Source organism: Rhodococcus aetherivorans (assembly GCF_025722975.1).
Classification (GTDB): Bacteria; Actinomycetota; Actinomycetes; order Mycobacteriales; family Mycobacteriaceae; genus Rhodococcus; species Rhodococcus aetherivorans.
Window position 1 is genome coordinate 2,418,231 of the sequence record NZ_CP106982.1, and the last position, 14,756, is coordinate 2,432,986.

Annotated in this window: 11 protein-coding genes; 6 read left to right on the plus strand and 5 right to left on the minus strand. The window is 70.7% G+C overall.

Annotated features, from left to right (window positions below):
- Positions 1-28: 28 nt before the first annotated feature.
- From OCS65_RS10920 to OCS65_RS10935, 4 genes are read right to left on the minus strand one after another with little or no spacing between them, the layout of a single operon-like run.
- Positions 29-2,152, minus strand: a complete 2,124-nt coding sequence (locus OCS65_RS10920; protein WP_006945823.1) for an MMPL family transporter — start codon at positions 2,150-2,152, stop codon at positions 29-31.
- A 60-nt stretch (positions 2,153-2,212) separates the two neighbouring features.
- Positions 2,213-3,796, minus strand: coding sequence for an ABC transporter permease (locus OCS65_RS10925; protein WP_231772665.1), 1,584 nt, complete (start codon positions 3,794-3,796; stop codon positions 2,213-2,215).
- Positions 3,793-4,710 carry an ABC transporter ATP-binding protein gene (locus tag OCS65_RS10930; RefSeq protein ID WP_050035508.1) on the minus strand — a complete coding sequence of 306 codons (918 nt, stop codon included), beginning with the start codon at positions 4,708-4,710 and terminating at the stop codon, positions 3,793-3,795. The genes OCS65_RS10925 and OCS65_RS10930 overlap by 4 nt, the downstream gene beginning before the upstream one ends.
- A 10-nt stretch (positions 4,711-4,720) precedes the next feature.
- Complete coding sequence (locus OCS65_RS10935; protein WP_050035507.1) at positions 4,721-6,262, minus strand: multicopper oxidase family protein; 1,542 nt, start codon at positions 6,260-6,262, stop codon at positions 4,721-4,723.
- Between the two features lie 270 nt (positions 6,263-6,532).
- Between OCS65_RS10935 and OCS65_RS10940 the strand changes: the two genes are divergently transcribed.
- Complete coding sequence (locus OCS65_RS10940) at positions 6,533-7,129, plus strand: dihydrofolate reductase family protein (RefSeq protein WP_050035506.1); 597 nt, start codon at positions 6,533-6,535, stop codon at positions 7,127-7,129.
- Positions 7,130-7,139: 10 nt separating this feature from the next.
- Here OCS65_RS10940 and OCS65_RS10945 read toward each other — a convergent pair whose 3' ends face one another.
- Complete coding sequence (locus OCS65_RS10945; RefSeq protein ID WP_065923427.1) at positions 7,140-7,847, minus strand: ScbR family autoregulator-binding transcription factor; 708 nt, start codon at positions 7,845-7,847, stop codon at positions 7,140-7,142.
- A gap of 391 nt (positions 7,848-8,238) precedes the next feature.
- On the opposite strand from OCS65_RS10945, the gene OCS65_RS10950 reads away from it, so the two are divergent.
- The 5 genes from OCS65_RS10950 (at position 8,239) to OCS65_RS10970 (ending at position 14,751) form a co-directional block, all read left to right on the plus strand.
- Positions 8,239-8,661 (plus strand): ArsR/SmtB family transcription factor, encoded by a 423-nt coding sequence (locus OCS65_RS10950; RefSeq protein ID WP_029544759.1) that lies wholly within the window; start codon positions 8,239-8,241, stop codon positions 8,659-8,661.
- Positions 8,658-9,707, plus strand: a complete 1,050-nt coding sequence (locus OCS65_RS10955) for a cation diffusion facilitator family transporter (protein ID WP_050035505.1) — start codon at positions 8,658-8,660, stop codon at positions 9,705-9,707. Before OCS65_RS10950 ends, OCS65_RS10955 begins: the two co-directional genes overlap by 4 nt.
- Positions 9,708-9,972: 265 nt before the next feature.
- Positions 9,973-10,551, plus strand: a complete 579-nt coding sequence (locus OCS65_RS10960) for a carboxymuconolactone decarboxylase family protein (RefSeq protein WP_029544755.1) — start codon at positions 9,973-9,975, stop codon at positions 10,549-10,551.
- The gene (locus tag OCS65_RS10965) at positions 10,548-11,411 is read left to right on the plus strand and encodes an RNA polymerase sigma-70 factor (protein ID WP_029544753.1); all 864 of its coding nucleotides are present in this window, start codon (positions 10,548-10,550) and stop codon (positions 11,409-11,411) included. Before OCS65_RS10960 ends, OCS65_RS10965 begins: the two co-directional genes overlap by 4 nt.
- Before the next feature lie 79 nt (positions 11,412-11,490).
- Complete coding sequence (locus OCS65_RS10970; RefSeq protein ID WP_065922364.1) at positions 11,491-14,751, plus strand: error-prone DNA polymerase; 3,261 nt, start codon at positions 11,491-11,493, stop codon at positions 14,749-14,751.
- Positions 14,752-14,756: the final 5 nt, after the last annotated feature.

Here is a 14,756-nt window from a genome sequence, read left to right on the forward strand (position 1 = left end):
CGAACCTACTGCAAGGTAAGAACGGATTCTAGTGTCCGATGCCGACCTTCGCGTGCACCCGCTTCATCCACGCCGGCGCCCACCAGTTCGCCTCGCCCATCAGCTTGACCAGCGACGGCACCAGCAGCATCCGCACCACCGTCGCGTCGATGATCAGCGCGAGGATCATCCCCACACCCAGGAACCGCATGATCGACAGGCCCGAGATCGTGAAGGCGCCGGTCACCACGATCAGCAGCAGCGCCGCCGAGGTCACCACCCGGCCGGTGCGTTCGGTGCCGAACCGCACCGCCTCCTCCGTGCTCGCCCCGGCGGCCCGTGCCTCCACCATGCGCGACATGAGGAACACCTCGTAGTCGGTGGACAGGCCGAACACCACCGCCAGGATCAGCACCACGAAGCTCGGCTCCAGCGGGCTGGGGGTCACGCCGAGCAACTCCGCTCCGTTCCCGAGCTGGAACACCCAGGTGAGCACGCCGAACGTGGCCGCCAGGCTCAGGCCCGCCATCGCCACCGCCTTGAGCGGCAGCACCACGGACCCGAATGCCAGGAACAGCAGCACGAGGGTCGAGAGCACCATGATCGCGATCATTGCCGGCATCGACCGCGCTATCGCGGCGTTGCTGTCGTCGACCATCGCCCGGCCGCCACCGACGAGCAGGTCGGTGCCCGGCGGGGGCGGCAGATCCCGCAGTTCCCGGACGATCTCGCCGGCCCGCGGCGTCTCCTCCACGCCCTGTGCGTACAGCGCCTGCAGCACCACGACGTCGTTCCGCGAGGCGACGGTGACGGTCTGCGCGACGCCGTCCACGTCCGCCGCCGCGCGGGACACCGACGTGACCACGGCCGGGGCGGGCCCGGAGCCCTCGTCACCCCTCAGCACGAGCGTGACGCCGTTGCCGGTGGAGGGGAATTCGTCGAGCAGCGTCTGGGTGGCGGCACGCGCCGGGTCGCCCGCCGGCAAGGCCGTGTACTCGATCTCCCCGAAGGAGGCGCGCAACAGCGGCGTGGCGAGCAGCAGCAGGCCGGCGGTGATGGTCACCGCGACCAGCGCCGGCCGGCGCATCACCTTCGTCACCACCGCCCCCCAGAAGCGCCGGGCCCGGGCCTCGCCCCGCCGCGCGGCGCCCTCCCGCCACGTCAGTGCGTTGATGCGGTGCCCGAGTATCGCCAGCAGCGCGGGGATCGCGGTGAGTGAGAGCACCGCCGCGCTGAGCACCGCGGCGATCGCGCCGAGGCCCAGCGAGCGCAGCAGCGCCTGCGGGAAGACGAGCATTCCGGCGAACGCGCACATCAGCAGCAGCCCCGAGAACAGCACCGTGCGGCCCGCGGTGAGCACGGTGCGACGGGTCGCGGTCGCCGGGTCGGCACCCGAGTCGAGTTCCTCCCGGAAGCGGCTGACGATGAACAGCCCGTAGTCGATCGCCAGGCCCAGCCCGATGAGGGACGTGACGTTCAGCGCGAAGGAGCTCACGTCGGTGTACATCGTGAGCAGGCGCAGCGTGGCGAGGGCACTGAGGACGGCGAGGACCCCGACGAACACCGGGACCGCCGCCGCGACGAGACCGCCGAAGATGAACACCAGCAGCACCAGCGTCACCGGCAGCGCAATCGCCTCCGCGAACAACAGGTCGCGCTCGAGCCGGGTGGTGAATGCGACGCCGACGACCGAGTTCCCCGCGAACTGCGCGTCGACGCCGGGGACCTCGAGCTTCGGCAGCAGGCCCTGGAACGTGGTGACGGTGATCTCCGAGCCGGGCTCGAGGGTGACGGCCGCCGCCGCGCTGCCGCCGTCCTTCGCCAGCAGCAGCTGCTTCGCCGGCGGCGCGGCCGACCAGTAGGAGTCGACCGCATGGGTGGGAACCTCGGCGGCGAACCGGTCGAGCACCGCGGTCACCTCGGGTCCGATGTCGGCGACGGTGCGCCCGGGCGGCGGGGTGTAGATCGCGATGATGTCGGCGGTCTGCGGACCGAAGTTGTCGTCCACGATGCGCTGCACCTCGGCCGATTCGCTGCCGGGGTCGTAGAACCCGCCCTGCGAGAGCCGGCCGAACACCCCGGTGCCCCAGACCCCGGCGAGCACGACGACGAGGACGGCCAAGCCGAGCACCCACCAGCGCCGGTCGACGACGAATGTGGACCAACGGTTCATGTGGTGTGCTCCGTTCGCGGTGACGACCCGATGCTCCGCGACTGTAGTGGCGTCCGGTCCTCAGCCGACGTCCCGGCGCCGGAACCCCGCGAACCCCGCCGCGACGAACAGCGCGGCCACGGCGGTGAGCACGGCGAACCCGAGCCACTGCGGCGGCGCCGCCGTCACCACCGGCACGTGCCGGAACGGACTGATCCCCAGGATCCAGTTCCACAACCGGAACAGCGGCCCCAGGATCGTCAGCGCGAATGCGGCGACCACACCGAGCCAGCCGAGCATCCGCGCCTGGGGCCGGGCGCCGATCACCGCGACCGCCAGCCCGACCAGCACCCACACCGCCGGAATCGTCACGAGCGCCTGCCGGATCAGATCCCCGGCCGGAATCTGTCCACCCCGCGCCGACGAGACGTACGCGAACAGCGTCGCGCCCACGAGCAGCGCCGCCGCGGGGGCGAGCAGCGCGATCCCGGCGTGCGACGCGAAGTACCGGGTCCGGGTCAGCGCCCCGGCCAGCACCGGTTCGACCCGCAGCGCCAGTTCCTCGGCGCGCAGCCGCATCATCACCTGGACCCCGAACACCGCGGCGACGATGCCCATCAGCTGCAGCATCGTCACCACGAAACCGAACACGAGCGAGCCGCGGCCGCTCCCGAGCAACGATCCGAGCGCCGGATTGTCGGCGAAGACATCGGCGAACGTGGTGGACATGAATCCGAACACCACCCCGAGCGCCACGAACACCGTCGCCCACGCAGCGAGCGCACCGCGGTGCAGCCGCAGCGCCAGGCCCCACACGCTCGTCCCCGCGCCGCCCTCCGCAGGCCCGGGTGACGGCGCGATCACGCCGACTCCGAAGTCCCGTCGCGCCTGTACGACGAACGCGACCAGCAGCAGCACCGCCGTCAGCGTCAGGCAGGCCGCCAGCGGCCACCAGTCGTTTCCCGACGCGGGACGGACCTGCTGCACCCAGCCGAGCGGGGTCGTCCAGATCGCCCATCCGTCCGGAGTGGTCACGTCGACGTAGGCGCGGATCAGCAGGCAGGCTCCGAGGATCCCGATCGCGAGGGTATTGGCAGTGGGGGCGTAGGAGCCGAGCTGGGCGGTGACCGCCGCGAGGGCGCCGAACACCAGCCCGGACGCGGTGAACGTCGCGGCCAGCGTGATCGAGTTGGCGACACCGCCGCCGACGAGGATCGTCGCGCCCGCGCAGACGACACCGAGCGCGACGGAGGCCAGCGCCGCCCAGGCGACGGCCGTCGCCAGCCGGGCCTGGCGGCCGACGACGCCGGAGGCGATGAGCTCGGCCTGGCCCGAATCCTCGTGCGCGCGGCTGTTGCGGGTGACGGCCAGGATCGCCATCAGGGCCGCGAAGAACGCGCCGAGCGCCCCGGCCCGCCACGCGTTGAACCCGTCCGCGTACGTCAGGTCGCGAGCCGGACCGAACACGACCCGCAGAGCCGGGTTCGCGCCGAGCGTGGCATCGAGGGTGCGCCGGCTCGACGCGTCCGGGAACACCCAGCCGTAGGCGAGGACCGACGACACCGACAGCGCCGTGATGAGAACGATCCACGGCGCGACGTTGCCGCGGTCCTGCTCGGCGGTGGCCCGCAGCAGCGGCCGCATCCCCGTCAACGATGCCGTCACGTCGGGGCCTGCCCGTCCCGGCCGTGCCGGTGATAGTGCCGCAGGAACAGCTCCTCGAGCGACGGCGGCGAGACGGTGACGCTGCGGATGTCGTAGCGGCCCAGCGCGGCGAGCACCGGGCCGGCGCGGCCGTGCTCGACCGCGCAGTGCACGCGCGGGCCGTCGATCCGCACGTCGTGGATCCCGGGCAGCGCCGTCAGCGCCGTCGGGTCGGCCACGGGCGCGGCGAGGACCGCGTCGATCGTGGACCGCAGGTCCGCGCGCATGTCCTCGAGGGTGCCGGTCTCGACGACCCGGCCGTCGCGGATGATGCTCATCCGGTCGGCGAGCGCCTCGACCTCGCTGAGAATGTGACTCGACAGCAGCACCGTCCGCCCGCGCTGCTTCTCCCGGGCGATCTCGTCGTGGAACACCGCGGACATGAGCGGATCGAGCCCCGCGGTCGGCTCGTCGAGCAGCAACAACTCCACGTCCGAGGCCAGCGCCGCGACGAGCGCGACCTTCTGCCGGTTGCCCTTCGAATAGGTGCGGCCGCGCTTGGTCGGATCGAGTTCGAACCGGTCGAGCAGGTCCGCGCGGCGGCGCCGGTCGAGCCCGCCGCGTAACCGGCCGAGCAGGTCGACGGCCTCGCCGCCGGTCATGCCGGGCCACAGGCTCACGTCGCCGGGCACGTAGGCGAGCCGCCGGTGCAGGCTCACCACGTCGCGCCAGGGGTCGCCGCCGAGCAGTTCGACGTGCCCGGCGTCCGGGCGGAGCAGTCCCAGCAGGACCCGCAGCGTGGTGGACTTGCCGGCGCCGTTGGGGCCGAGGAAGCCGTGCACCTCGCCGGTGGCGACCTCGAGATCGAGGTCGTCGAGCGCGGTGAATCGTCCGAATCGCTTGACCAGTCCCTCGATCCGGATCGCGGACGTCATGGGACGCACGCTACTCGTGGACTGCGGTGTGGGCGGCCGGTTCGTGCGGCACGTTCGGCTCCTCGCCCGGGGCAACGACGACGAACTGTCCCATCATGCCGTTGTCCTCGTGCCGGAGCAGGTGACAGTGGTACATGTACGGCGTCGCCGGGCCGGGGCGGCCGGCGAACCGCATCAGCAGCCGGACGGTGTGCCCCGGCGCGATGTATACGGTGTCCTTCGGGCCGGACAGCGCGGGATGGCCGTCGCCGAGGACGCGGAAGCTCGTGCCGTGGATGTGGAAGTTGTGGATCGCGCCGCTGCTGTTGCGGACCTCCCACACCTCCGTGGCGCCGGCGGCGACGGTGTGGTCGAGGCGCGCCATGTCCATTTCGCGGCCGTCGATGGTGCCGGAGCCGGTGAGATCGATGCGTCGCGTGACGGTGGGTGTGCCGAGATCCTCGGGGGTGGTCGGTTCCCCGGGCACCGGCGCGCTGGGCGCGAGGGTCCGCGCGGCACGCAGTTCGAGGACGTCGAACTCGTCGTCACCGCCGGAGAACCGGGTCTGCCAGAAGTCCGCGCCCAGGTCCGGCGCCGTGCTGCGGAGCACGGTCGTCGTGCCCGCGGGCAACGCGACGACGATCTCGGCGCGCTCGCCGGGGGAGAGCTGGATGCGGCGCATCGGCGCCGGACGTTCGAGCAGGCCGCCGTCGGTGCCGATGAGCAGGAACGGCAGGCCGGCGTCGAAGGAGAAGTTGTAGACGCGGGCGTTGGAGGCGTTCAGCAGCCGCAGTCGGATCCGCTCGGTGGCGACGTCGAGGTAGGGCCGCGGGGTGCCGTTGACGACGATCTCGTCGCCGAGGAGACCGACGGCGGCGAACATCGGCCCACCGGTGTCGAGCTGGTCGCCGTCGAACCGCTTGTCCTGCACCACGAGTGGGATGTCGTCGATCCCGTATCGATCGGGGAGGGACGGGCCGCCGGCCGGGTCGTCGAGCAGGAACATCCCGGCGACCCCGCGGTAGACGTGGTCGGCGGTGGCGCCGTGCGGGTGCGGGTGATACCACAGCGTTGCGGCGGGCTGGTCGATCGTCCACTGCGGACTCCACGTCGCCCCCGGGGCGATCGGCTGGTGCGGGCCGCCGTCCATCGCGGCCGGCAGGTGCATGCCGTGCCAGTGCAGGGTGCCGGTCTCGCCGAGATCGTTGGTGACGTTCACCCGCACCTGCTCGCCGCGCCCGGCACGCAGCGTCGGCCCGAGGTACGACCCGTTGACACCCCAGGTCCGGGTACCGGGACCGCGACCGATGTCCGTGGTGCCGCGCTGCATGGTCAGATCGAACACGCGGACCCCGTCGGGCGTGACCGTGCTGTCCGCGAGCGGTGGGATGTTCAGCGGACGGTCGAAGGTGACCTGCCCGGTGGTGTCGACCACCGTCGAGTTCCAGGCGTGCACGACGACGCCGGCAGCGATCGCGGTGACGAGGACGATCACGGCGACGACGGCGCCGGACAGTTGCAGCAGTACCCGCTTCACGAGATCGATACTGCTGGGGCGGGCGCGGCGGCACATCCGGGCGCACACCGGAAATCGGAATGGGGGACAACCCCGAAGGGGACCGGCGCGCCTGGGTACTCGGCGGACCGAACGGGAGGTTCCTGCGACGAGCGGGCGGTTGCCGGGCGTGCTACTCGGCCGATGCCGCGGGAACCGCCTTCTCGTCGCGAGTTCCTCCCGGTTCGAGGCCGAAGGTGCGCACGAGGGACGGGAGAGGCGATGATTTCGGGGTGACGCGATGGTCTGTATCGCTGTACACCCCGTCGAGGAACAGGAGCGAGTCTCGTGCGCATCGTGGTCAGTGAGTTCATGAGCCTGGACGGCGTCGTGCAGGCGCCGGGTGGACCGGAGGAGGACACCGACGGGGGCTTCGCCCACGGCGGCTGGTCGTTCCCGTTCTTCGACGAGGAGGTGATGGGGGCGGCCATCGACGAGGCGATGGGCCGTACCGGGGCACTGCTGTTCGGGCGGCGCACGTGGCAGACGATGGCCGCGGCGTGGCCCGATCGGGCCGGCGACCCGTTCGCGGATCGGATGAACGCCGTCCCGAAGTACGTCGTGTCCCGGACGTTGCGGGACGCGGATCTGACGTGGAACAACACCACGCTGATCCCCGGCGATGAGGTCGTCGCAGCCGTGCGGAAGCTGCACGAGACCGACGGCGGCGACCTGATGGTCATGGGAAGCCCCACTCTCGTCCGGACCCTGCTCCACGAAGGGCTGGTCGACGAGCTGCGGCTCATGATCGAGCCGGTGATCCTCGGCGGCGGAAAGTCCATCTTCCCGGGCGACGGTGTGCAGCGCACGCTCGCGCTGGTCTCCACGGTCACCAGCGGGACGGGCGTGCACGTCTGCACCTACCGCCCCGTCGCCGACGGGTAGGAGAAAAGCGTCAGCGTGCTGTGCGGATCACCGGGATCCGGTCGTGCCGGTCGGCACGGACGATGCCGGGCAGCAACAGCTCCCACATCTGGTCGAGGCGGACCTCGAGGTCCGCGCGGCCGGCGAGGACCATCGACAGGAGATTCACCCCGGCGACGGCGGAGACGAGGAACCGGGCGTGCGCTGTCGGGTTCAGTCGGGTGCTCAGCTCGCCTTCGGCTGCGGCGCGTCGGAACAGGCTCTCGAACACTGTGATCCAGCCTCGGTACGCCTCGGGATCGGCGCGTTCGTATTCGCCGGTCAGCCGCAATCCGGCCTGGACGATCAGGTCCTCGGTGAACAACCGGCCCAGCGCATGGGTGAGCGCGACCAGCTGCTCGAGCGCCGGGGCGTCGGTGTGCAGGACCGCGCCGATCGTGGCGAGGGTGCGCTGTTCCTGTTCGGTGATCAACGCCTGGACCAAGGCGTCCTTGGTGGGGAAGTGGAAGGTCAGTGCGCCCTTGGTCACTTCGGCCGAGGCTGCGGCCTCTGCCAGGGCCGTGCCGTGGATGCCGTTGTCGGCGAACAACTGCGCGGCGGCGAGGAGGATCTGTTGTCGTGTCCGGATCGCGCGCTGCTGGGCCGGGCGCCCGGCAGGGGAAGCCGCGGCCGGCTCGTTCGCGTCGGCCGGGGCCGCTGCCGATTCGACGGTCGGTGCACCGACGGAGTCCCGGGGCATCACCACTCCTCGCTTCGTTGTCCGCCCCCACAGCATGCGTGACCTAGGTGCGGACGGGGGTGTTCCGTTCGGGCCGGCCCCCCGAGCCTGCCCGAACGGAACCTCACCCTCCGCTCCCTGCGGTGCAACCAGAGGCCCGTCCGTGCCGCGGCGCACGCCACGTCCCGGAGGTCTGTCCCTGGAGGCGCTCTCAGCGTACCATCGAAAAACCAATCGTCCGGTTTCGTTAGTGCATCTGCGTCGGTGGGCGGTCGACCTCGTGATCGGCGCCCTCGGTGCTGGTCGGTCTCGATCTGTCGGCGCCCGTTGATGTCCGCTTGTGCAGGGTAGTTGTCAAGAGGCGTCTTGCGCTTCCGTGGAGTCCATCACCCGTATTGGATATTATCTGCGTATGAATGCAGATAATGATTCATGTCGGCGGCGGTTGCCGAGCGATCAGGTCGATCTCGTGGTCGAGGTCTTCCGTATGCTGGCCGATTCCACTCGAGTCCAGGTGTTGTGGGCGTTGGTGGATCGAGAGTTGTCGGTCAACGACCTTGCCGAGCATGTGGGGAAGCCCGCCCCGTCGGTGTCGCAACATCTGGCGAAGCTGCGGATGGCGCGGCTGGTGCGCACTCGGAAGGAGGGCACCCAGGTGATTTACCGGTTGGAGAACGATCACGTCCGCCAACTGGTGACCGACGCGGTGTTCAATGCCGAGCATGCCGGGCCCGGCGTTCCCGGTCATCACCGCACCGGCGACGATCTGCGGATTCTGCATGCCGAGCGAGGCGTCGATCCCGCACCGGCACGCACGGAAGGTGGCCGAGCATGAGCCACGCGCCGAAACCGCCAACTCACACCCACAGCCACACCCACGGTCGTGGGCATGGGCACGAACGCGGTGGCCGGTGGGGTGCCGCGGTGCGGGAGGTGTTCGCTCCGCACAGTCACGACGCGGCGGACAGTGTCGACGACGCGCTCGAGTCCAGCGAAATCGGTATCCGGGCGGTCAAGATCAGCCTGGTCGCGCTGGTTGTCACCGCGGTCGCGCAGTTGGCTGTCGTCGCCGTCTCCGGGTCGGTCGCGCTGTTCGCGGACACGGTGCACAACTTCTCCGACGCGTTGACGGCGATTCCGCTGTGGATCGCGTTCGCGCTCGGCCGCCGGGCCGCCACCCGTCGCTACACCTACGGGTTCGGGCGGGCCGAGGACCTGGCCGGGCTGTTCGTGGTCGCGATGATCACCCTGTCCGCGGTGGTCGCCGGGGTCGAGGCGGTGCGTCGGCTGATCAACCCCGTCCCGATCCAGCAACTCGGATGGGTCGCCCTGGCCGGGCTCGTCGGATTCGTCGGCAACGAACTCGTCGCGCTCTACCGCATTCGCGTCGGCCGCCGGATCGGCTCCGCCGCTCTGGTCGCCGACGGGCTGCATGCTCGCACCGACGGTTTCACCTCCCTTGCCGTGTTGCTCGGCGCCGGCGGCGTGGCCCTCGGGTTCCCGCTGGCCGACCCGATCGTCGGACTGGTCATCACCGTCGCGATCCTCGTGGTCCTGCGCACCGCGGTGCGGGATGTGTTCCGGCGGTTGATGGACGGGATCGATCCCGAACTCGTCGATGCCGCCGAAAGATCGTTGTCCGAAGAGCCCGGCGTGCGCAGCGTGCGCAGTGTGCGGATGCGGTGGATCGGGCACCGGTTGCATGCCGACGTCGAACTCGACATCGATGCCGACACGAGCCTGGCCGACGCGCACCGGTTGGCGCACGAGGCCGAACACACCCTCACCCATGCGGTGCCGAAACTGTCCACTGCGCTCGTCCACGCCTATCCGGCGCACAACCCCGTCGCCGCCGGCAAGTCCTCACCGCATCGGCGGTGACGGACCACCCAGGGAACAAGCGGTGGGGTTCGGCGGCTTCCTTCGGCGAGTCCTCGACGGCCTGGCGGCCCTGTCCGGCGCGAACCCGGGCGATGAGGTGCTCGATGGTGTCCTCTTCGCGGTGGTTCGATCGGCTTGCCGCCGGCCGCGTGCATATTCGTCCTCCTCGGTTCGGCCGCCCGCGGCAACGATTTCCGGCTCGGATGTCACATTCGATTCGTGGCCGGTGTCTCCATGCCGAGAGCACATAACCGAAGGAGGAATCATGACCAGCAGCACCAGGATCCCGAAGGCGGAGCTGACCGGCATCTACGGCGCGCTCGTCAAGCGGATGTCCCGAAGGATGCTCGGCGACGTGCCCGAGGCGGTGGGGGTGATGTGGCACAACCGGAAAGTGCTGAACTTCAGCTTCGGGGTCGGTCGCCGGATTCAGAAGTGGGACCGGTGTGACGAGAACCTGAAGTCGTTCGCCCACATGGCGGTGGCCAGCCTGGTCGGATGCAGCTTCTGTCTGGACCTCGGCTACTTCCATGCCCACAACAAGGGGCTGGACGTGGCGAAGGCGCGTGAGGTGCCGCGGTGGCGCGAGTCGGATGTCTTCACGCCGCTGGAGCGCGACGTCATGGAGTACGCCGAGGCGATGACGCAGACCCCGCCGACGGTCACCGACGAGTTGTCGGCCCGGCTGCTGGAGGCGCTCGGTCCGGCCGCGATGGTGGAGCTGACCGCGTACATCGCGCTGACGAACTTCATGACCCGCTCCAACACTGCACTCGGCATCGAGTCGCAGGGGTTTTCCGCCGCCTGCAACCTCGCGCCGCTCGCCGTAGCGTCGAAGGCATGACCGACGACCCGTTCGTCGCCCACCGCAACCTGCTCTTCACCGTCGCCTACGAGATGCTCGGCTCTGCTGCCGACGCCGAGGACGTCGTCCAGGAGACGTGGCTGCGGTGGGCCGACGTGGACCGGACGGAGGTGCGGGACGCACGGGCCTATCTGGTCCGGATCGTCACTCGGCTGGCGCTCAACCGGCTGCGGGCACTGGCGCGGCAACGCGAGGAGTACGTCGGGGAATGGCTGCCCGAGCCGCTGCTCACCAGTCCCGATGTGGCCGAGGACGCCGAGCTCGCCGAGAGCGTCTCGATCGCGATGCTCACCGTGCTGGAGACCCTCGGTCCGGTCGAGCGGGCAGTGTTCGTGCTGCGTGAGGTGTTCGATACGCCGTACGACGAGATCGCCGAGGTGGTGGGTAAGACCCCGGCCGCGGTCCGGCAGATCGCGCACCGTGCCCGCCGGCATGTCACGGCGCGGCGGCCGCGGATGCGGGTGGACCCGGCCGAGCAGCTGGCAGTCGTCGAGACGTTCATGACTGCCCTCTCGACGGGGGACATGCAGGCTCTGATGGAGGTGCTCGCCCCGGACGTGGTGGCGATCGCCGACGGCGGCGGGGTGGTGCCGGCTGCCCGGAAGCCGATCGCCGGAGCCGAGAAACTGGCGGCGTTGCTGATCCGCTTGGCCAAGGCCCCGGGCTTCGTGGCGGCCGGCACCTGGCTCAACGGGATGCCGGGCGCACGATTCGAGGTCGAGGGCGCTGCCGCTGCAGTGAGTCTGGTGGTCGAGGGCGGCCGGATCACCCGCCTCTACGCGATCAACAACCCACACAAACTGGGGCGGCTGGAGACGTCGGCGGAACTGCGGCGGTGACCGTCGTCCGCGGGTGGTCGGCCGGCCAATCGAACATATGTACGATGAGCGCAGGAGGTCGACCCGAAGGCGGTGACGGATGGGGTGGGGGAGTGGCCCGCCGACCTGGTCGGAGCTCGAACGCGTGCTGTCGGGCCGGCCCCGGCGCGACGCGGAGTTCCCCGGTGACGGCAGCGACAGTCCCGCCTGGTCGCGCACCCGGGGGGAGTACGAACCGCGTGTCCGGCCGCCCGACGGGCCTACCGTGCCCTACGCCGAACTGCACGCCCACTCGGCGTTCAGCTTCCTCGACGGCGCTTCCGGCCCCGAGGAATTCGTGGAGGAGGCGGTGCGTCTCGGCCTCGAAGCCGTTGCGCTCACCGATCACGACGGCCTCTACGGCGTCGTGCGCTTCGCCGAGGCCGCCCGCGAGCTGGGGATGCGTACCGTGTTCGGTGCCGAGCTCTCCCTCGATGCCGGATCGGCGGACGAGACGCACCTGCTGGTCCTTGCGCGGGGGCAGGAGGGGTATCGGCGGTTGTCCCGCGAGATTGCCGCCGCGCACCTGGCGGGCGGGGAGAAGGGCAGGCCCCGCTACGACTACGACGCGCTCACCGGTGCGGCCGGCGGGCACTGGCAGATTCTCACCGGCTGCCGCCGCGGACACGTCCGCCGGGCACTCGAGGTCGGGGGGCCCGAGGCGGCGGGGACGGCACTGCGCGACCTCGTCGAGCGCTTCGGCGCCGATCGTGTCACGGTCGAGCTCACTCACCACGGCCTCCCCGAGGACGACGAGCGCAACGCGCTGCTCGCGGAACTTGCCGACAATCAAGGCCTTTCGTGTATCGCCAGCACGGCGGCCCACTACGCCACGCCGCACCGCCGGCGTCTGGCGACGGCTCTGGCCGCCATCCACGACCGGCAGAGTCTCGACGAGGCCGCGGGGCGGCTCCTCCCGACCGGTGGCGCCCACCTGCGTTCCGGCGCCGAGATGGCACGACTGTTCGCCGCCCACCCCGGCGCCGTCCGTCGTGCCGCCGAACTCGCCCGCGACTGTGCCTTCGACCTGCGGCTCATCGCCCCGAACCTGCCCCCGTTCGACGTACCCGAGGGGCACACCGAACTCAGCCGGCTGCGCGAACTCGCCCTGAGCGGGGCGCGGCACCGCTACGGCGCCCCCGAGGACAACCCGGCGGCCTACCGGCAGATCGAGCACGAACTCGACGTCATCGGCCGGCTGAACTTCCCCGGCTACTTCCTCGTGGTGCACGACATCGTCACCTTCTGCAAGGACAACGACATCCTCTGCCAGGGGCGAGGTTCGGCCGCCAACTCCGCCGTCTGCTACGCCATCGGCATCACCAACGTCGACCCGGTCCGCAACGAGCTGCTCTTCGAACGATTCCTCTCCCCGGAGCGCGACGGCCCCCCCGACATCGACATCGACATCGAATCCGACCGCCGCGAGGAAGCCATCCAGCACGTCTACGCCAAGTACGGGCGCATGCACGCCGCCCAGGTCGCCAACGTCGTCACCTACCGCGGCAAGTCCGCCGTCCGCGACATGGCGCGGGCCCTCGGCTATGCGCAGGGCCAGCAGGACGCCTGGAGCCGGCAGGTCACCCGGTGGCACGGCGTGGAACAGGAGACCGACACCGACATCCCCCCGCCCGTCCTCGAGCTCGCCGCCCAGGTCGAGGGCCTGCCGCGCCATCTCGGCATCCACTCCGGCGGGATGGTGATCTGCGACCGTCCCGTCGCCGACGTGTGCCCCGTCGAATGGGCCCGCATGGCGGGCCGCACCGTGCTGCAGTGGGACAAGGACGACTGCGCGGCCGCGGGACTGGTCAAGTTCGACCTGCTCGGACTGGGCATGCTCTCCGCGCTGCACTACATGATCGACCTCGTCGCCGAGCACGAGGGGATCACGGTGGATCTCGCTCGTCTCGACCTCGCCGAGGAGGGGGTGTACGAGATGCTGCGCCGTGCCGACGCCGTCGGGGTGTTCCAGGTCGAGTCCCGCGCGCAGATGGCCACCCTCCCGCGCCTGAAGCCGCGCGTCTTCTACGACCTGGTGGTCGAGGTGGCGCTCATCCGGCCCGGTCCCATCCAGGGCGGGTCCGTGCACCCGTACATCCGGCGCCGCAACGGGCTCGAGCCCGTCACCTACGACCACCCCTGCCTCGAGAAGGCCCTGAAACGCACCCTCGGGGTCCCGCTGTTCCAGGAACAGCTGATGCAGATGGCTGTCGACGCCGCCGGGTTCACGGCCGCCGAGGCCGACCGGTTACGGCGCGCGATGGGGGCCAAGCGTTCCACCGCGAAGATGGAACGGCTGCGCGGCCGGCTCTACGACGGCATGCGCGAGCGGCACGGCATCACCGGCGACGTTGCCGACCGCATCTACGAGAAGCTCTATGCCTTCGCAAATTTCGGTTTCCCCGAAAGTCATTCGCAGAGTTTCGCCGCCCTGGTGTTCTATTCCGCATGGTTCAAGCTGCATCATCCGGCGGCGTTCTGCGCGGGCCTGCTGCGCGCGCAGCCGATGGGGTTCTACTCGCCGCAGTCCCTCGTCGCCGACGCCCGCCGTCACGGTGTCGTGGTCCACGGGCCCGACGTGAACGTGGGCCTCGCCCACGCCACCACCGAGAACCGGGGCCGGGAGGTGCGTCTCGGCCTCGGCGCGGTCCGCCACCTCGGTGACGCGCTCGCCGAACGGATCGTCGCCGAGCGCACGGCGCACGGCCCGTACACGTCGTTCCCGGACCTGTCCCGGCGCGTCGAGCTGAGCACCGCCCAGGCCGAGGCCCTCGCCACGGCCGGCGCCCTCGGGTGCTTCGGCATCACCCGCCGGGAGGCGCTGTGGTCGGCGAGCGCCGCAGCGGCGCAGCGGCCCGACCGGCTACCCGGCGTCGGCGCTTCGACGCAGGCCCCCGCGCTGCCCGGCATGAGCGATGTCGAACTGTCCGCCGCGGACGTGTGGGCGACGGGAGTCTCCCCGGACAGCTACCCCACCCAGTTCCTGCGGCCGCAGCTCGACGCGCTCGGCGTCGTGCCGGCGGCGCGGCTGCTGCAGGTCCCCGACGGGGCCCGGGTGCTCGTGGGCGGCGCGGTCACGCACCGGCAGCGTCCCGCGACCGCCGAGGGCGTGACGTTCCTCAATCTCGAGGACGAGACCGGGATGGTGAACGTGGTGTGCTCCGTCGGCTTGTGGGCGCGGTACCGCACGCTCGCGCACACCGCACCGGCGCTGCTCGTGCGCGGGCGGGTGCAGAACGCGGAGGGAGCGGTGACGGTGGTGGCGGACCGGTTGCAGCGCATGGATCTGCGCATCATCGGAAAGTCCCGCGACTTCCGTTAGCATCC

Coding starts and splice junctions, on each gene's coding strand:
- OCS65_RS10920 (WP_006945823.1), bottom strand. CDS start 2,152: ATGAACCGTTGGTCCACATTCGTCGTCGACCGGCGCTGGTGGGTGCTC.
- OCS65_RS10930 (WP_050035508.1), bottom strand. CDS start 4,710: ATGACGTCCGCGATCCGGATCGAGGGACTGGTCAAGCGATTCGGACGA.
- OCS65_RS10935 (WP_050035507.1), bottom strand. CDS start 6,262: ATGTGCCGCCGCGCCCGCCCCAGCAGTATCGATCTCGTGAAGCGGGTA.
- OCS65_RS10945 (WP_065923427.1), bottom strand. CDS start 7,847: ATGCCCCGGGACTCCGTCGGTGCACCGACCGTCGAATCGGCAGCGGCC.
- OCS65_RS10950 (WP_029544759.1), top strand. CDS start 8,239: ATGAATGCAGATAATGATTCATGTCGGCGGCGGTTGCCGAGCGATCAG.
- OCS65_RS10955 (WP_050035505.1), top strand. CDS start 8,658: ATGAGCCACGCGCCGAAACCGCCAACTCACACCCACAGCCACACCCAC.
- OCS65_RS10960 (WP_029544755.1), top strand. CDS start 9,973: ATGACCAGCAGCACCAGGATCCCGAAGGCGGAGCTGACCGGCATCTAC.
- OCS65_RS10965 (WP_029544753.1), top strand. CDS start 10,548: ATGACCGACGACCCGTTCGTCGCCCACCGCAACCTGCTCTTCACCGTC.
- OCS65_RS10970 (WP_065922364.1), top strand. CDS start 11,491: ATGGGGTGGGGGAGTGGCCCGCCGACCTGGTCGGAGCTCGAACGCGTG.